We start from the raw sequence: 16274 nt of genomic DNA, 5'->3' as shown, positions 1-16274 counted from the left end.
AAGCGTCCCTATTCCGAGGCCAACATGAGCGAATCGATTCACTTAGCCTGCCCGCATTGCGCAGCCATCAACCGCCTGCCTGCCACGCGGCTCAGCCAGCACCCGAAATGCGGCCAATGCCACCAAGCACTGTTTACCGGCCATCCGCTGGAATTGACCGGCACCAATTTCGACAAACATCTGCGCCACAGCGAGATACCGTTGCTGGTCGACTTTTGGGCGGCTTGGTGCGGGCCCTGCCGGATGATGGCGCCCGCCTTTGCCCAGGCGGCTGGCATACTTGAACCGACGATGCGCTTGGGAAAAATCGACACCGAAGCTCAAGCCGAGTTGAGCGCGCATTATCAGATCCGCAGCATCCCAACTCTGATTCTGTTCAAGGGCGGCCGCGAAGTTGCCCGCCAGGCCGGGGCGATGTCGGCTCAAGACATTGCGCGTTGGGCAAAAAGCCATGCTTGAAATAATTCGCTACAGCAATTGTTTCAGCGGAATCTGAAAACGTTGCCGGGCAATATCGCCAATCTGGCCGCTGTAACTGCTCAAATACAAATCCCGACCGCAGACGTGCGGTAAAGCCGAACAGCGGCCTGTCACCGCAAATCGCTGGCCGGCCAAACGAAAGGTCAGCGGCACGCAATCGGCGCGCAAAATCGGCCCTGCCACCTGCAAGTCGAGGCGTTGTGCGAAGCGCTCATAAAACAGCGAATCGGCCTCCAACGCCAGCTCGGCAAGTACGACGCGTTCATCCTCGCCGATGCTGCCGTAGATTGTGCAACGGCATTCGCGCAAATCCTCCAGCAAGCATTCCGCCAACTTTGCCAGCGTCAGCCGGCCGGAGATTGCTGTCCGCAGAGTTTCCAAACCGTGGTACTGTCTCATAAGCTTTGCCGATGGCGTCGATAGGGGTTTGCCATTAAAATAGCGCGCTAACCTTTGCATGCAAACAGGCCGCGCGCCCCGGATAATTGATGACCGATTATAAACTGACCCACCTGAAACAGCTCGAAGCCGAAAGTATCCACATCATCCGCGAAGTAGCCGCGGAATTCGAAAAGCCCGTCATGCTGTATTCCATCGGCAAGGACTCGGCGGTGATGCTGCATCTGACCCGCAAAGCCTTCTTTCCCGGCAAACCGCCGTTTCCGTTGTTGCATGTCGATACCACCTGGAAATTCCGGGAAATGATTGAGTTTCGGAACAACATGGCCAAAGATCTGGGCTGGGACCTGATCGTCCATATCAATCAGGAAGGCGTCGCCCAAGGCATCGGCCCGTTCACCCACGGCAGTAAAAAGCACACCGACGTGATGAAAACCGACGCACTAAAACAGGCCTTGAACAAATACCAGTTCGACGCGGCGTTCGGCGGCGCCCGCCGGGACGAGGAAAAATCCCGCGCCAAGGAACGGGTTTACTCGTTCCGCGACAAAAACCACCGCTGGGACCCCAAAAACCAGCGCCCGGAACTTTGGAACATCTACAACGGCAAGATCGACAAAGGTGAAAGCATCCGCGTCTTCCCGCTATCCAACTGGACTGAATTGGACATTTGGCAATACATCCATCTGGAAAACATCCCAATCGTCCCGCTCTACTTCGCCAAGGAGCGCCCGGTCGTCAACAAGGACGGCATGCTGATCATGGTCGACGACGACCGCATGCCGATCGGCCCCGAAGACAAAGTTGAAATGAAAATGGTGCGCTTCCGCACCCTGGGCTGTTACCCGCTGACCGGCGCCGTCGAATCGACCGCGACGACGTTACCGGAAATCATTCAGGAAATGTTGCTGACTACCACGTCCGAGCGTCAAGGCCGCTTGATCGACCATGATCAGGCCGGGTCTATGGAACAGAAAAAACGCGAAGGCTATTTCTAAATCGCGTTTATCCGCTCAGCAACGAATTCAGAGAACACCATGTCACATCAATCAGATTTAATCGCCACCGACATCAACGCCTACTTGGCGCAACACGAACGCAAGGAGTTGCTGCGATTTTTGACCTGCGGCAACGTCGACGACGGCAAGAGTACGTTGATCGGCCGCTTGTTGCACGACTCGAAAATGATTTACGAAGACCAATTGGCAGCGGTGCAGGCCGATAGCGTCAAGTCCGGCACCACCGGCGCCGGCAAGATCGACCTGGCCTTGTTGGTCGACGGTCTGCAGGCCGAGCGCGAGCAGGGCATCACCATCGACGTCGCCTACCGCTATTTCTCGACCTCGACCCGCAAATTCATCATCGCCGACACCCCTGGCCACGAGCAATACACGCGCAACATGGCCACCGGCGCCTCGACCTGCGATTTGGCGGTGATCCTGATCGACGCACGTTACGGCGTGCAAACCCAAACCAAACGTCACAGTTTCATCGCCTCGCTGCTGGGCATCAAGCACATCATTGTCGCGGTCAACAAAATGGACTTGGTCGGCTACAGCCAGGAAACCTTCGAAAAGATTCGCGACGATTACATGGCTTTCGTCAAAAATCTGGATTTGCACGACATCCATTTCATTCCGATGTCGGCTTTGGACGGCGACAACGTCGTCAACCCCAGCGCCAATATGCCCTGGTTCAGCGGCCTGCCAATGATGGAATTGTTGAACAGCATCGAAATCGCCAGCGACCACAATTTCGACGACGCCCGCTTTCCGGTGCAGTACGTCAATCGGCCGAATCTCGATTTCCGCGGCTTCTGCGGTACCGTCGCGTCGGGTATTTTCCATCAAGGCGATATGATTACCGCGCTGCCGTCCGGCAAAACCAGCACGATCAAATCGATCGTGACTTTCGACGGCGATCTGCAACAAGCTTTCGCCGGCATGGCCGTGACCTTAACACTGAACGACGAGATCGACATCAGTCGCGGCGACGTGATTTTAGGCCAACAGCAAACTCAGCCTAGCGTCGCCGACAAATTCAAGGCCAACATCGTCTGGATGACCGAACAAGCGATGTTGCCCGGTCGCCAGTACGTGATCAAACTGGCCACCCGCAGCGTGTCCGGTTCGGTGGCGACGATTCACCATCGGATCGACGTCAACACGCTGGAACACCATGACGCCGACGAATTGAAACTGAACGAAATCGGCCTGTGCACCGTCGCAGTCAACGCGCCGGTGGTATTCGAGCCGTATAAACGCAATAAAGCCACCGGCTCGTTCATCGTCATCGACCGCTTGACCAACGTCACGGTCGGCGCCGGCATGATCGTCGGCGACGCCAGCAAGGACGAATGGACGCCAGTGACCGCGGAAGAACGCGCCAGCCGCTTCGGCCAGACCGCAACCATCGTCGTGCTCACTGGCACGGCCGCCAAAACCTTGGCCTACCACCTGGAACGCCGCTTGTTCGACACCGGCCACGCCGCCACGGTATTGGAACAAGCCGACCCAACGCTAGCTAACGCGATCAAGCAGGCCGGCTTGATCTGCTTGTCGGTAGGCTTGGCAGCTGATACCGCCGATTTGGCCTTCGACGCCGACCAAATGAGCGTCGACGACATCTACGCCACATTGAAACAGCGCGAAGTGGTGCGCTAGGCTCAAGAAGAATTGGGGTGACGAGGGACAGCATCCGTTCCCGTCACCCCAAGCCCTAACCGTCGTGTCTAAAAAGTGACCGGCAATGTTTTGTCTTTTCGGAGCCTTGCCCAAATTCGTTTTGAAGGCGTTCGAGCATACTGAATAAACAGCACATTCGGATGATTGCCGATGAAAGCCCAAGTCAAACAACCGCAGCCAGGGGAATTGCAAGCCATTCACCAGCTCTACCAAGCCGGCCAAATTACACTAGCTGAGGCTCGCGCCCAAGCGCTGTTACCCCATTTCCCCAAATCGCTGCCCGTGCTGAATTTGTTGGGCATGTGCCAACAGGTGCAGGGCAAGTTGCGCGAGGCGGCAGCCAGTTTCCGCAAAATGATCGCCATCGATCCCAATGTCGCCGAAATCCATTTCAATCTCGGCGCGATTTACACCCAGCTCAACGACGCCAAAGGCGCGATCGCCGCTTACCGCAAGGCGCTACAAATCAAGCCGGATCTGACCGTTGCTCATTTCAATTTGGGCGCGCTGTTGCAGCAGCAAAACCATTGGCAGGATGCAGCCAAGCATTATCGAACGGCCGTCGAGCAACAACCCGGTTATTACCAGGCTTGGGCCAATTGGGGCGCTGTGCTGCAAACGCTTGGCGACCTGAAAGCGGCCGAGCAGTGTTACCGCAAAGCCCTGGAGATCAATGCCGATGCATTGGGCTATTTCAATCTTGGCACCAATCTTTACGACCAAGGCGCGCACGCCCAAGCCATCGAAGCTTTCAAAGAAGCGTTGCGCCTGGATCCGCAATTCGCCGACGCCTGGAACGACCTGGGTGAAATTTACCGCGACCAAGGCAACATGGAAGAAGCAGTGCGTTGTTACCGCGCCGCGCTGCAAGCCAATCCCGATCACGGCCGTGCCAATTACAATCTGGGCGAGAGTTATTGTTTGGGAGGACAGTTTGAGCAGGCGATCCCTTACTTCTCGGCGTCGGATTTCGCCGACGCTCAAGAGCGGGTGTTACTGTGTTTGTATAAAACCAGTCAATTCGACGCATTCAAACAGCGCCTGGATGAATTGATCGGCCAAGACCGCCACAACTCGGTATTGTTGGGCAGTTTGGCGACTCACTACGCCACTAATTTCCGCCAGCCTGATACTTACGGCTATTGCCGTAGCCCGATGGATTATGTCCAGCATACCCGGATTGACGAGCTGGCCGAACCCGGCAGCGCTTTGTTAAATCAATTGCTAGACGACGTCAAACACTTAGCTATCGCCGAGCGCAAGCAGGGCCGTTTATATTACGGCATGCAATCAGCGGGAAATTTGCTGCAGCGGCCGGAAGCCTCGTTTCAGCAATTGGCGACACTGATCCGCGCTAAGGTCAAAGCCTACCAGCAGTATTTCGCCGGCAGTAATGACGCGTTGATTCGCTTGTTTCCCAAATCGCTAGAATTCGCCAGCTCCTGGTATTTACGCATGAACCAGGGCGGCTATTTGACCTCGCACATCCACGAAGAAGGCTGGATCAGCGGCTGCGTTTACCTGCAACTGCCGGACAAATGCGACAACCATGAAGGTAGTTTCGAATACGGTACCGACGGCGACGATTATCCGCGATTGCATGACGACTTCCCGACCCAAATCGTCGATCAAAAAGTCGGCGATCTAGTGTTATTCCCTTCGTCGTTGTTCCACCGGACGATTCCGTTCAACTCCGACCAAGAACGGATTTGTATTGCATTTGACATTAAGCCAGGGAAATAACTTTGCTCCGGAAAAGTTGAACGCCTGAGCAGAGTAATTGCGCTTATCTCCCGCGGGGGGCCCAACCTATCATCCCTCCAGAGGCGCTTGTGCTTTAAGGTGACACCAACCTTTCGGGGGGGGGGGGGGGGTTGAGAGCTGAATCAAAACGACAGGCCGAATTAGCTGCAATCGGGCCCTGCCGATTGCATTCATCGTCGAAAGCCACACTCTTTGCCCTACCACTCGCAATGCAGATTATTCTCAATCAGTATGCATGGAGGGTGTTGACCTAGCGCAGGGGGCTTATAGCGCGGATTTTCTGGGCCTCGGGGATCACTTCCATTTAGCTTGAAACCGCACCGTTACGTTGCTGCTTGCGCTAGCGAATTAACCCCAGTCAAGTCGCCCGATACCAAGGCATCAACATCGCTCAATAAGACATCGAACAAACCGGAAAGCCGTACCAGCCCATCACCAGAAAAACCGGACAACACATAATCAGCAACCCCACCCACAGATGGCCGACCTATTCCGATCCGTAAACGATAAAAATCTTTAGTTCCGATATGGGCAATAATGTCGCGCAAACCATTATGCCCTGCGTGCCCGCCATCCCGCTTGAGCCTGGCAACTCCTTCCGCCAACTCGAGCTCGTCATGCACCACCAGCAGTTCACCGCACTCCAGTTTGTAATACCGCAGCGCCGCACCGACCGAAGTGCCGCTTCTGTTCATAAACGTCATTGGTTTCAGCAACAGCACCTTGGTGCCGCCAATAACGCACTCGGCAACATCGCCCTGAAATTGACCGGCGCGAGACCATCCCCCACCGTACAAGCCAGCTAAACGATCCACAAACAAAAACCCGGCATTATGCCGGGTTTTTTCATACTGCTGGCCTGGATTGCCCAAACCAACAATCAACTTAATCATTCAACAATTTCAAAAAACTATTCAGATTCTTCGGAACCCCTGGTTTTAACAACCTGAGCCACAGGATGGTTATGCTCGGAACCCTGTGCCAAAGCGGGCAACTCGACTCCTGCAGGCAAAACCAAATCAGACAAGTGAATGGTCGATCCGATATCCACCGCAGCCAAATCTACTTCGATAAATTCCGGCAACGCTGAAGGCATACACACCACTTCAACATCAGTCATTGCATGGGTCACGACGCCACCCTTCTTTACACCAACGCATACTGCTTCGTTAACAAAGTGCAAAGGAACATGAACTCTCAGCTTGTGAGATTCGTCGACCCGCATGAAATCCATGTGTAAAATTTGGGGCTTTGCCGGATGGCGCTGGATATGCTTCAGAACCGCCTTCTCCGTTTTACCGTCAACCGTTACATCAAGCACGTGCGAATAAACGGCTTCGTGAGCGAGATGTTTGACGATTTCGTTATGATCTAGAACCAACATCTGAGGAGAAACAGAGCCGCCGTAAATCACCGCAGGCACTTTACCTTGCCGACGCACAGCTTTAGCAGAAGCGCTACCCACACCGGTTCGAGCCTCCGCAATAAATTCAAAAACGTTTGCCATTATTTCTCCTCACGCTTGCCACTCAAGCACTACATTTAGTTCTCGTTAATCAACATATAACGAACTCACGGACTCCCCGACCGCTATTCGCCGTATAGTTTCAGCCAGCATTTCCGCAACGCTTAACTGCCTAATCTTGCTAATACCAACTAACTCATCGGTTAGCGGTATCGTATCGGTTACCACCAACTCATCAAGCACAGACTGCTTTACATTCTCGGCCGCCGCGCCCGAGAGTACAGGATGAGTACAGTACGCAACTACTTTTTTCGCACCATGCTTCTTCAGCGCTGCAGCGGCATGACACAGCGTACCCGCCGTATCCACCAAGTCATCGACCATCACACAAGTTCTTCCATCGACATCGCCGATGATATGCATGATTTCGGACACGTTAGGTCTGGGTCGACGCTTATCGATAATCGCCAAATCCGCATCTCCCAGCCGCTTGGCAATCGCCCTGGCCCTGACCACACCACCGACATCCGGCGAGACTACAATCAGATCTTGATACTCCTGCCGCCATATATCGCCCAACAAGATCGGAGACGCATATACGTTATCGACCGGAATCCCGAAAAACCCCATGATCTGATCGGAATGCAAATCCACAGTCAGCGCCCGATCGGCACCAGCGTTACCTATCATGTCCGCTACTAATCGGGCCGTAATCGGCACCCTCGCCGATCTCGACCGCCTATCTTGGCGAGCATAACCGTAATAAGGCATGACCGCAGTTATCCTGGCCGCCGACGCACGACGCAGAGCGTCTATCATCACCAACAACTCCATCAAGTTTTCGTTGGTGGGCGAACAGGTCGGCTGAATCACAAACACATCCCTTCCGCGGACATTCTCCTGAATCTCCACAAAAATCTCGCCGTCGCTAAAGCGACCGACGCTAGCCATGCCGAGACGCATATTCAGCTTCTTTACGATACCTTCAGACAAAGCCTTATTGGCATTGCCGGAGAATACCATTACCGAAGCTTCGCGCATTCAAGCACTCCCAAGGGATTTAAATTTGGAAATTATGGCTGGGCTGCTAGGATTCGAACCTAGGTATGCGGGGATCAAAACCCCGTGCCTTACCGCTTGGCGACAGCCCAATAATTGACTTAAAACGTTCCTTGTCCTAACTTAGCATGAAGAGGCGACTTATCCACGCCTTTAGCAAAGTAAACCTGCCAATCTTCACTCAACTCTAAAAACGCATGCCTTGCCAAATCCTCGGAATCAAATTCCGCAAAAACGCAAGCACCGGTCCCGGTTAATTTAGCCTCTCCGAATCGAGACAAAGCTTCGATAGCTTTTGTTATTGGAGGATATAACTCTCCTACAATCGGAAGACAATCGTTTCGTGCATCCCCTGCAAGAAAGTCCGTCATTCTGATTGGTTTACTATTCCTTGTCAACCCATCCGCCAAAAAAATTTGCCGGGTGTTGACGTGACAATCCGGTTTAATCACCACTACCCATCTATCAGGCACACTGACTTCAGTAAGTTTTTCGCCAACACCCTCCGCCCAGGCATTGCGACCAAAAACAAAGACAGGCACATCGGCTCCCAAGCGAAGACCAAGCTCCATCAGAATATCCAACGAAAGTCCCAACCCCCAGAGCCTGTTCAACACCAACAATGTGGTCGCCGCATCAGAACTACCACCACCCAGCCCACCACCCATCGGTAGATTTTTGTCAATCTCGATCCAGACACCTTCTGTGCAACCGGTGTACTGCTTAAGCAGATTAGCAGCCCTAACAGTCAAATCTTCGCTCTCAGGCACCCCAGGAATCGGGTTTCGCAGCCTAACCGCACCGTCCACAGCAGGATCGAAACTAATCAAATCGCATAAATCGATAAACCGAAACACGGTTTGCAACAAATGATAGCCATCTTGACGACGCCCCGTAATCCTCAGCATCAGGTTCAATTTTGCCGGCGCCGGCCACTTCTCGCCCCAGCCCATAGAATTCAATTGACTTTCCGTCACGACAAATCCCACTGATCCACTATCACTTTAATTTTTGTCCGGTCTTTCTCGATATTGATCTTTTTCGGCAGCGATGCCGCTTCAACTCGATGCGACTCCCTGAATGTAACCCGCCAGCCCGCCTGCATGAAGCCGGCATCCAGCTTTAAGCCCTCCACAGCGGGATCAAGAATCCCAAACACCCAATACTTTAGCGATTCAACCGGCATTCTCACCCCCAACCGCTCGAACAGAATTTCCTCCGCCGAACCGTAGAACTGTTGCCGACTCTCGCCATCGTCAATCGATACAGCACCATCGGACACACTGATCGCCAAACGCCCTTGTGCCAGCGGCCCTACCAGTTCGACATCATCTCTGCCATCGCGATGTCGCCAGTTCAGTGATGCGGTAAAAGATTCACGCTCGTCAGCAACCGCCAACCTACCGGCAAATGCCCATTGCCGACGGGCCTGAAAAGCCTGAGTCTCGAACGGACGATAGACATCCACACCCGACTCTGGCACCAACGAACAGGCCGATGCCAACAGCAAACAGCACAAACCCAAATAACGGCGATTAATGATCACTGGCCGTTCTGCAAAAAGCGCTTCTTAAACTCGAGCAGATATTCATCGTCCGGTGCTTTTTTGAATGCAGCATCGAACAACTCCCTGGCCTGTTTTTTATCACCCATCTCCCAAAGCACTTCGGCAATATGGGCAGCAATCTCATTTTCCGGCTGTTTCTCGTAAGCCTTGCGCAAGTATTCCAAGGCCAACGCCAACTTTCCCTGTTTGTACAACAACCAACCGTAGCTATCAACGATCACCGGCTCGTCGGGTTGCAGTTCAATAGCCTTGCCGAGATATTTTGCAGCTTCATCGTAGCGTTGCGTTCTATCGACTAAGGTGTAACCCAGCGCATTCAACGCAGCCACGTCGTCCGGCTTCTTTTCCAAAATCTTTAGCAAATCCGCTTCCAGAACATCAAGCTTATCCAACCGCTCGGCAACCAGCGCACGGGCGTACAACACATCCCTGTTGTCGGGCGCTTCCTTCAACGCCAAGCTCAAAGCGTCGAAAGCTTCCTGATACCGGCCGGTTTGATTGTAAAATTCGGCTTTGACCATCAGCACCCGCAATCGCTGCTCCGGATACTTCACATCCATCCGCTTGATCCGCGCATCGACCTCGTCCAACCGCTTCTGATTCATCAACAGAGACACTGCCGCCATGTCGGCATCGAAGGCATAATTACCTTCTTCGACCCTATCGAACCAAGCCAAGGCTTTTTCCGGCCGCTGCTGATCCAACTCAATCTTTCCCAAGTAAAAACTAGCCTGGCCCTCCCACTCCGGATTGGACAGTAACTTTTCCAGAGTGTTTTCGGCTTTGTCGACCTGGTTTTGCTGCATGTAAATCAGCGCCAGCGTAAACAGCGTTTCCGGATCGTCCGGCTTATCCTCGAGCACCGACTGGCAAAGCTTGATCGCGTCGTCGTAATCGCGAGTACTGACCAAAACCTCAAGCAGCATTTTTCGGAGCTGCTTATCGTTCGGAGCCTGTTTTACCGCCTTTTCCAGATACTCTCTGGCTTTCACCAAGTCGCCTGCCCGACCGGCTAACTGGGCTTGAAAAATGACCGCCTTGTTCCAATCGGGTTCCAACAACAGGGCCTGACTGATTTTTTGCTGCGCCAGTTCGTTTTGCTGCAAGACCGAGGCCAATACGGCCTGAACAAAGAAGATACCGGCATAAGACGGACGCATTTGCGCCAACTCATCCAACACGTCGTAAGTAAACTGCGTGCGACCCTCTTTTTCCAGCAGTTTGCTCATCTCAAGCAATCCGGCTTCGAAGCCGGCAGGATCGTCCGCCAGCATCGCATCGAGATTATCCAGCGCCGCCTTGCGGTCGGAGTTCTTGATCGCCAACAGCACCGCAAATTTTCTGGCCGCCAAATTCTTGCCGTCTTTAGACAGCCATACCGTCAAAGCTTCCCGCGTCCGCGCCTCGTCCTTCAGGAACAAACCAATTTTCACCGCCCTTTCGGCAATGCGCGGATCGTCGACCCGCTTTGCGGCCTGCAAGTAGGCATCCATCGCCAAATCGTACTGGTTGCGCTGGCCTGCCAACTCCGCCGCCATCAACAGATACAAAACTTCTTCGTCGATGACGGTGTTGCGGTTGACCCGGTTTTCCAGGCCATCGACCTTTGCCGGTCGTGCCTCGACCGCCGCTTCCTTGTCAGGCGCAACAGCACATCCGGCTAAAGATAAAACTATTGCTACGGCTATCCATTTGTTCATGCAATCAATCGACCTGTGTTCAGAAATTTGTTTTTAATAGATTACCAGAAAAACCCCGCAAGTCGGGCCGCTGTTTGAATGGATTTGGACAAAAACAGCGCATTACTTAAAATACAGGAATTTTCTTAAGTGATTGCGCTTAAACCAATGACTCTTCTTGCCGTAGGGATTAATTACAACACAGCGCCGGTCGCCGTCCGCGAAAGGTTGGCATTCCCGTCGGATGCGCTGGAGGCCACGCTAAAAAATTTGTGGAGCATACGCGAGATCAGCGAAGCGGCAATACTTTCCACCTGCAATCGTACCGAGTTTTACTGTCAGTCCGATAGCGACGACCAAAGCTCGTTGGTGGAATGGATCGCCGACACCAAGAAAATCAAGCCCGCCGAGTTCACGCCCTATCTATACAGCTACAAGGATAGCCAGTCGATTCGCCACATGTTCCGCGTTGCTTGCGGCCTGGACTCGATGATACTCGGCGAACCCCAGATTTTAGGTCAGATGAAAACCGCCTACCACGCGGCATCGCAAGCCGGCACTTTGGGCCGCAACCTGAGCAAACTGTTCCAGCACACGTTTTCCGCCGCCAAGAAGGTACGCACCGATACTGCAATCGGCTCCAGCCCGGTCTCGGTAGCCTTCGCCGCAGTGCAACTGGCCCAGCAAATTTTCGACAAGCTGGGCGATCAAACCGCGCTACTGATCGGTGCCGGCGAAACCATAGAACTCACGGCCCGCCATTTGTTCCAGCACGGCATCGGTCGCATCATCATCGCCAACCGTACCTACGACAAAGCCCACGCACTCGCCACTCAATTTAACGGCTACGCCATCTCGCTGGCGGAACTGCCCAATCATCTGGCCGAAGCCGATATCGTCGTCTCCTCCACCGCCAGCCAGTTGCCGATTCTCGGCAAAGGCCGCGTGGAAAGCGCGATCAAAATCCGTAAGCACAAACCGATGTTCATGGTCGATTTAGCTGTGCCGCGCGATATCGAAGCCGAAGTCGGACAATTGCGCGACGTTTATTTGTATACGGTTGACGACCTGCAACACACCGTCAACCAGAACATGGACTCGCGGCGCCGGGCAGCCGAACAAGCCGAAGAAATCATCGACACCCAAGTCGAACATTTTCTGGCCTGGTTGCGCTCGCAGGGCGCCCAAGAAACTATCCGGGATTACCGGACCCAAGCGGAAAAGACCCGCGACGAAACTCTGCAAAGAGCCTTGGCCCAACTAAATGCCGGCGCAAACGCCGAAGACGTGTTACAACGTTTGGCCTATACCTTGACCAACAAATTGATCCACACGCCCTGCGCGCAGCTGCGCGACGCCGGCGCCAACGAACGCCACGACCTGATCGCCGCCTCGCGCGAAATTTTCAAATTAAGATAACCGTTGATGAAACCCTCGATAACAACCAAGCTGGAAAATCTCGGCGAGCGCTTCGAAGAAATTACCGCGCTGCTCACTCAACCGGAAGTACAAAGCAACCAAAACCAATTTCGCAGCCTGAGCCAGGAGTACGCCCAGCTCGAACCGATCGTTGCCTGCTACAGGCGGTATCAAGATAACGCAGCCGACTTGGAATCGGCCAGAGAGATGGCCAAGGATAGCGATCCGGAACTGCGCGAGATGGCGAAGGAAGAAATTGCCGCCGCAGAAAGTCGGCGCGAGACCTTGGAACAAGAACTGCAAATACTGCTGCTGCCGAAAGATCCCAACGACAATCACAACGTATTTCTGGAGATCCGGGCCGGAACCGGTGGCGACGAAGCGGCGATATTCTCCGGCGATCTGGCACGAATGTACCAACGCTACGCCGAACGCCAGGGCTGGAGCGTGGAAATCATCAACGAAAACCGCGGCGAGCACGGCGGCTACAAAGAGATCATCATGCGCGTGGCCGGTCAGAATGTGTATTCGCAATTGAAATTCGAATCCGGCACCCATCGCGTGCAACGGGTGCCGGAAACCGAATCGCAAGGCCGGGTGCATACTTCGGCCTGCACCGTGGCGATCATGCCGGAAGTCGACAGCGTCGACGAAATCGAGATCAACCCGGCAGACCTGCGCATCGACACCTACCGCGCTTCAGGCGCCGGCGGCCAGCACGTCAACCGTACCGACTCGGCGATCCGCATCACCCACATTCCGACCGGCGTCGTCGTCGAATGCCAGGACGAACGCTCGCAACACAAAAACCGGGCCCGAGCGATGTCGGTACTGCAGGCGCGTTTGCTGGCCGCCGAACAGGAAAAAATCCAGGCCGAACAATCGGAAAGCCGGAAATTGCAAGTCGGCAGCGGCGACCGCTCCGAGCGCATCCGCACCTACAATTACCCGCAAGGTCGGCTGACCGACCACCGCATCAACCTGACCCTATACAAACTGGAAGACATCATGGAAGGAGCGTTGGACCAAGTCATCCAACCGCTAATCCACGAACACCAAGCCGAATTGCTGACCCAACTCGGCAATGCTTGACGTCGAGCGAGCGCGGCCGGCAACCATCGCCGAGTTGCTGGAGTCCGCGACGATGGCATTGGCCGGCAGTTCCGAAACTGCCGAGCTCGACGCGGAAGTCCTGCTCTGCCATTGCCTGGGTAAACCGCGCGCATATCTGCGCGCCTGGCCGGAACGCAACCCGGATGCCGAGCAGGCCTCGGAATTCCAGCGTTTGCTCGAACAGCGCCGGCAAGGCGTTCCGGTGGCCTATTTGACCGGCCAACGCGAATTCTGGTCGCGCGAGTTTCTGGTCGGTCCGGAGGTGCTGATTCCGCGTCCGGATACCGAACTGCTGGTCGAACTCAGCTTGGGTCTGCTGCCGAGCGAGCGCCCCTGCCGAGTCATCGATCTAGGTACCGGTTCCGGGATATTGGCCATCACCCTCGCCGCCGAACGACCGCTGGCGCATGTAATCGGCGTGGATATCAGCTATGCAGCACTGGAGACGGCCCAACGCAACGCCGAACGACTCCAGGTGGCTAACGTCAGTTTCGCCGTTTCGAATTGGTTTGCGGATATAGCCGAATCCGATTTCGACTTGGTGGTGAGCAACCCGCCTTACATCGCGGCGGACGACCCGCATCTGCGGCAAGGCGATGTTCGCTTCGAACCGGCCAACGCTTTGGTCAGCACCGAAAACGGCCTGAAAGACATCCGTATGATCGCCGAACAGGCTTGCAGCCACTTGAAACCGCAAGGCCAACTATTACTCGAACACGGTTACAATCAAGCGGCCGAGGTCCGGGCCATCTTATCGGCGCTCGGTTACCGGCACATCGTCACGCACCAAGATTTAGCGAATAATCCTCGCGTTACCACAGGGGTATGGAATCCATGACCAGCACTTTAGAAATCAACCTGCCGCGCAAACTCACCAACCAACTGCTGCATCTGGCGCAACTGTCGCCGGACGCCGAAATCTGCGGCTTGATCGGCGCCGACGCCAGCGGCAAACCGGTCGCTTGTTATCCGGTCAATAACGGCGCCGCCGACCCGAAACGCCGATTTTTACTGGATGCGGCCGAACAAATCGCGGCGATGAAACAAATGCGCGAGAACGGACAAAGCCTGTTTGCGATTTACCACTCGCATCCCGACACACCGGCCACGCCCTCGGCCACCGACATCGCCGAAGCGGCTTATCCGGATGCGTTGAATTTGATTATTTCGTTGAACACTAAAGGCGTATTGGAAATGCGCGGCTTCAAAATCGACGGCAATAACGTCACCGAAGCCGCGTTAAACCTGATCGAAGCCTAAGAACCCTTGCATTTCAGGTTGTATTTCTGCACCCGGTAACGCAAGGTTTCGCGGGTGGTACCTAACATCCGCGCCGCCGCGGTGACGTTCTCGTCGGTACGGTTCAATACTTCCTGGATAAGGTACTTTTCCATATCGTGCAGACTCAGACTACCGTCCAACGGCAGAAAAATGCCGTTTTCGTTTTGCTGCACAGTCGCACCGCTCGGCGCATTCGGCAGCTGCAACCAATGCTCCGGAAAGTTCTCGTCGGTGGCCAGCAGCACGCAACGCTCGACCACATTCCGCAATTCGCGCACGTTGCCGGGCCAATCGTAGCCTTTCAACAGCGCCCAGGCTTGTTTGGAAATTTTGCTGACGTTTTTCGCCGACTTGCGGTTGCTCTCCGCAATAAAAAACGGCACCAGTTCGTCCAAATCCTGCTTGCGCTCGCGTAACGCCGGCACCCGCAAGCTCATTACGTTCAGCCGATGGTATAAATCGCTGCGAAACAAGCCCAGCTCGACTTTTTGCAACAAATTCAAATTGGTGGCGGCAATGATTTGCACGTCTATCGCAATTTCGGTTTCTCCGCCCAACCGCCGAATCCGCAGGTCTTCCACCGCCTTCAGCAGCTTGGTCTGCAAATCCAGATCCATCTCGCCGATTTCGTCGAGGAACAGGGTGCCGGTGTGGGCTTGCTCGAACAAACCGCGGTGGCGCTTTTTGGCGCCGGTAAAGGCGCCGGCTTCGTAACCGAACAGTTCCGATTCCAACAATTCCCGCGGCAACGCCGCGCAATTGACTTCGATCAACGGCGCATTGGCCCGATTGCCGGACGCATGCAGTATGCGTGCGATCAAGCCCTTGCCGGTACCGGTTTCGCCGGAAATGATCAAGCTGGAAAACGGCGTTTTCGCCACCTGGGCAATCATGGTTCGTAATAGCGTAGCCGCTTGGCTACCGCCGATCAGGGCGTCAACCGTATGTTTGCTGTTGCGCGCTATAGCTTGTTGCTGCACTTGGCGCTGCGCGCGCGCACTGCGCGCCGCACCTTCGACCAACAAGTTCAGACGCTCCAGTTCACAAGGCTTTTCGACGAAATCGTAAGCCCCCAAGCGCACCGCCCGTACCGAATCGGCCACTCCGCCGTAACCAGTCAAAAACACCCATTCGCTGCTGACGATCTTGTCCTTGATTCTTTCCAACAAATCCAGGGCGTTGCCGTCCGGCAAATTCATGTCGGACAATACCACCAAAGGATCGGTCGCTTGGCTCAGCAGATGCCGCTCGGCTTGCTGCAGATTCTCGCTAATCGTCACTTCCCAGTTTTTTTTTCGAAAAAAACGCGCCAGCTCGGAACCGAGCAAGGCCTCGTCTTCAATGATTAACAGAGTGTCCGGCAT

Annotated in this window: 16 protein-coding genes and 1 tRNA gene; 8 read left to right on the top strand and 9 right to left on the bottom strand. The window is 54.6% G+C overall.

Features of this window, described 5'->3' with window-relative positions; translation table 11 throughout:
* Window positions 1–24 precede the first annotated feature (24 nt).
* Window positions 25–459 carry a thioredoxin TrxC gene (gene trxC / locus NP603_RS07510; protein WP_256610299.1) on the top strand — a complete coding sequence of 145 codons (435 nt, stop codon included), beginning with the start codon at window positions 25–27 and terminating at the stop codon, window positions 457–459.
* Window positions 460–468: 9 nt separating this feature from the next.
* On the opposite strand, the gene NP603_RS07505 is transcribed toward trxC, so the two are convergent.
* The gene (locus NP603_RS07505) at window positions 469–879 is read right to left on the bottom strand and encodes a hypothetical protein (protein WP_256610298.1); all 411 of its coding nucleotides are present in this window, start codon (window positions 877–879) and stop codon (window positions 469–471) included.
* Between the two features lie 89 nt (window positions 880–968).
* Between NP603_RS07505 and cysD the strand changes: the two genes are divergently transcribed.
* The 3 genes from cysD (at window position 969) to NP603_RS07490 (ending at window position 5306) form a co-directional block, all read left to right on the top strand.
* A complete protein-coding gene (gene cysD / locus NP603_RS07500) occupies window positions 969–1877 on the top strand; it encodes a sulfate adenylyltransferase subunit CysD (RefSeq protein WP_256610297.1) in 909 nt (302 codons plus the stop codon).
* Window positions 1878–1916: 39 nt separating this feature from the next.
* Window positions 1917–3542: a sulfate adenylyltransferase subunit CysN gene (cysN, locus tag NP603_RS07495; protein ID WP_256610296.1), complete on the top strand. Its 1626-nt coding sequence runs from the start codon at window positions 1917–1919 to the stop codon at window positions 3540–3542.
* A gap of 171 nt (window positions 3543–3713) precedes the next feature.
* The gene (locus NP603_RS07490; RefSeq protein WP_256610295.1) at window positions 3714–5306 is read left to right on the top strand and encodes a tetratricopeptide repeat protein; all 1593 of its coding nucleotides are present in this window, start codon (window positions 3714–3716) and stop codon (window positions 5304–5306) included.
* A 344-nt stretch (window positions 5307–5650) separates the two neighbouring features.
* Here NP603_RS07490 and pth read toward each other — a convergent pair whose 3' ends face one another.
* From pth to NP603_RS07455, 7 genes are all read right to left on the bottom strand, one after another.
* Window positions 5651–6220 carry an aminoacyl-tRNA hydrolase gene (gene pth / locus NP603_RS07485; RefSeq protein WP_256610294.1) on the bottom strand — a complete coding sequence of 190 codons (570 nt, stop codon included), beginning with the start codon at window positions 6218–6220 and terminating at the stop codon, window positions 5651–5653.
* 17 nt (window positions 6221–6237) lie between these two features.
* The gene (locus NP603_RS07480) at window positions 6238–6834 is read right to left on the bottom strand and encodes a 50S ribosomal protein L25/general stress protein Ctc (protein ID WP_256610293.1); all 597 of its coding nucleotides are present in this window, start codon (window positions 6832–6834) and stop codon (window positions 6238–6240) included.
* Window positions 6835–6879: 45 nt separating this feature from the next.
* Entirely contained in the window at window positions 6880–7833 is a 954-nt protein-coding gene (locus NP603_RS07475) for a ribose-phosphate diphosphokinase (protein WP_256610292.1), read from the bottom strand.
* Between the two features lie 35 nt (window positions 7834–7868).
* Window positions 7869–7943 (bottom strand) — tRNA-Gln (locus NP603_RS07470).
* Between the two features lie 9 nt (window positions 7944–7952).
* The gene (gene ispE, locus NP603_RS07465; RefSeq protein ID WP_256610291.1) at window positions 7953–8828 is read right to left on the bottom strand and encodes a 4-(cytidine 5'-diphospho)-2-C-methyl-D-erythritol kinase; all 876 of its coding nucleotides are present in this window, start codon (window positions 8826–8828) and stop codon (window positions 7953–7955) included.
* Window positions 8825–9397 (bottom strand): lipoprotein insertase outer membrane protein LolB, encoded by a 573-nt coding sequence (gene lolB, locus NP603_RS07460; protein ID WP_256610290.1) that lies wholly within the window; start codon window positions 9395–9397, stop codon window positions 8825–8827. Before lolB ends, ispE begins: the two co-directional genes overlap by 4 nt.
* On the bottom strand, window positions 9394–11118 hold the full coding sequence (locus tag NP603_RS07455; RefSeq protein ID WP_256610289.1) for a tetratricopeptide repeat protein: 1725 nt from the start codon (window positions 11116–11118) through the stop codon (window positions 9394–9396). The genes lolB and NP603_RS07455 overlap by 4 nt, the downstream gene beginning before the upstream one ends.
* Before the next feature lie 147 nt (window positions 11119–11265).
* On the opposite strand from NP603_RS07455, the gene hemA reads away from it, so the two are divergent.
* From hemA to NP603_RS07435, 4 genes are read left to right on the top strand one after another with little or no spacing between them, the layout of a single operon-like run.
* Window positions 11266–12516, top strand: coding sequence for a glutamyl-tRNA reductase (gene hemA, locus NP603_RS07450; protein WP_256610288.1), 1251 nt, complete (start codon window positions 11266–11268; stop codon window positions 12514–12516).
* A 6-nt stretch (window positions 12517–12522) separates the two neighbouring features.
* Window positions 12523–13608 carry a peptide chain release factor 1 gene (prfA, locus tag NP603_RS07445; protein ID WP_256610287.1) on the top strand — a complete coding sequence of 362 codons (1086 nt, stop codon included), beginning with the start codon at window positions 12523–12525 and terminating at the stop codon, window positions 13606–13608.
* A complete protein-coding gene (prmC, locus tag NP603_RS07440) occupies window positions 13601–14467 on the top strand; it encodes a peptide chain release factor N(5)-glutamine methyltransferase (RefSeq protein ID WP_256610286.1) in 867 nt (288 codons plus the stop codon). Before prfA ends, prmC begins: the two co-directional genes overlap by 8 nt.
* Window positions 14464–14889: a M67 family metallopeptidase gene (locus tag NP603_RS07435; RefSeq protein WP_256610285.1), complete on the top strand. Its 426-nt coding sequence runs from the start codon at window positions 14464–14466 to the stop codon at window positions 14887–14889. The genes prmC and NP603_RS07435 overlap by 4 nt, the downstream gene beginning before the upstream one ends.
* On the opposite strand, the gene NP603_RS07430 is transcribed toward NP603_RS07435, so the two are convergent.
* Window positions 14886–16274: a sigma-54-dependent transcriptional regulator gene (locus NP603_RS07430; protein WP_256610284.1), complete on the bottom strand. Its 1389-nt coding sequence runs from the start codon at window positions 16272–16274 to the stop codon at window positions 14886–14888. The two genes, NP603_RS07435 and NP603_RS07430, sit on opposite strands and share 4 nt — an antisense overlap.

This window comes from Methylomonas aurea (assembly GCF_024505045.1).
GTDB lineage: Bacteria > Pseudomonadota > Gammaproteobacteria > Methylococcales > Methylomonadaceae > Methylomonas > Methylomonas aurea.
This window is presented reverse-complemented; position numbering and strand designations above follow the sequence as displayed.

Excerpts from the sequence above, each read along its gene's own strand:
- NP603_RS07455 (WP_256610289.1), bottom strand. The coding sequence starts at position 11,118 with ATGAACAAATGGATAGCCGTAGCAATAGTTTTATCTTTAGCCGGATGT.
- hemA (WP_256610288.1), top strand. The coding sequence starts at position 11,266 with ATGACTCTTCTTGCCGTAGGGATTAATTACAACACAGCGCCGGTCGCC.
- cysN (WP_256610296.1), top strand. The coding sequence starts at position 1,917 with ATGTCACATCAATCAGATTTAATCGCCACCGACATCAACGCCTACTTG.
- NP603_RS07430 (WP_256610284.1), bottom strand. The coding sequence starts at position 16,274 with ATGCCGGACACTCTGTTAATCATTGAAGACGAGGCCTTGCTCGGTTCC.
- NP603_RS07490 (WP_256610295.1), top strand. The coding sequence starts at position 3,714 with ATGAAAGCCCAAGTCAAACAACCGCAGCCAGGGGAATTGCAAGCCATT.
- cysD (WP_256610297.1), top strand. The coding sequence starts at position 969 with ATGACCGATTATAAACTGACCCACCTGAAACAGCTCGAAGCCGAAAGT.
- prmC (WP_256610286.1), top strand. The coding sequence starts at position 13,601 with ATGCTTGACGTCGAGCGAGCGCGGCCGGCAACCATCGCCGAGTTGCTG.
- prfA (WP_256610287.1), top strand. The coding sequence starts at position 12,523 with ATGAAACCCTCGATAACAACCAAGCTGGAAAATCTCGGCGAGCGCTTC.
- pth (WP_256610294.1), bottom strand. The coding sequence starts at position 6,220 with ATGATTAAGTTGATTGTTGGTTTGGGCAATCCAGGCCAGCAGTATGAA.
- NP603_RS07505 (WP_256610298.1), bottom strand. The coding sequence starts at position 879 with ATGAGACAGTACCACGGTTTGGAAACTCTGCGGACAGCAATCTCCGGC.
- NP603_RS07435 (WP_256610285.1), top strand. The coding sequence starts at position 14,464 with ATGACCAGCACTTTAGAAATCAACCTGCCGCGCAAACTCACCAACCAA.
- trxC (WP_256610299.1), top strand. The coding sequence starts at position 25 with ATGAGCGAATCGATTCACTTAGCCTGCCCGCATTGCGCAGCCATCAAC.
- NP603_RS07480 (WP_256610293.1), bottom strand. The coding sequence starts at position 6,834 with ATGGCAAACGTTTTTGAATTTATTGCGGAGGCTCGAACCGGTGTGGGT.
- NP603_RS07475 (WP_256610292.1), bottom strand. The coding sequence starts at position 7,833 with ATGCGCGAAGCTTCGGTAATGGTATTCTCCGGCAATGCCAATAAGGCT.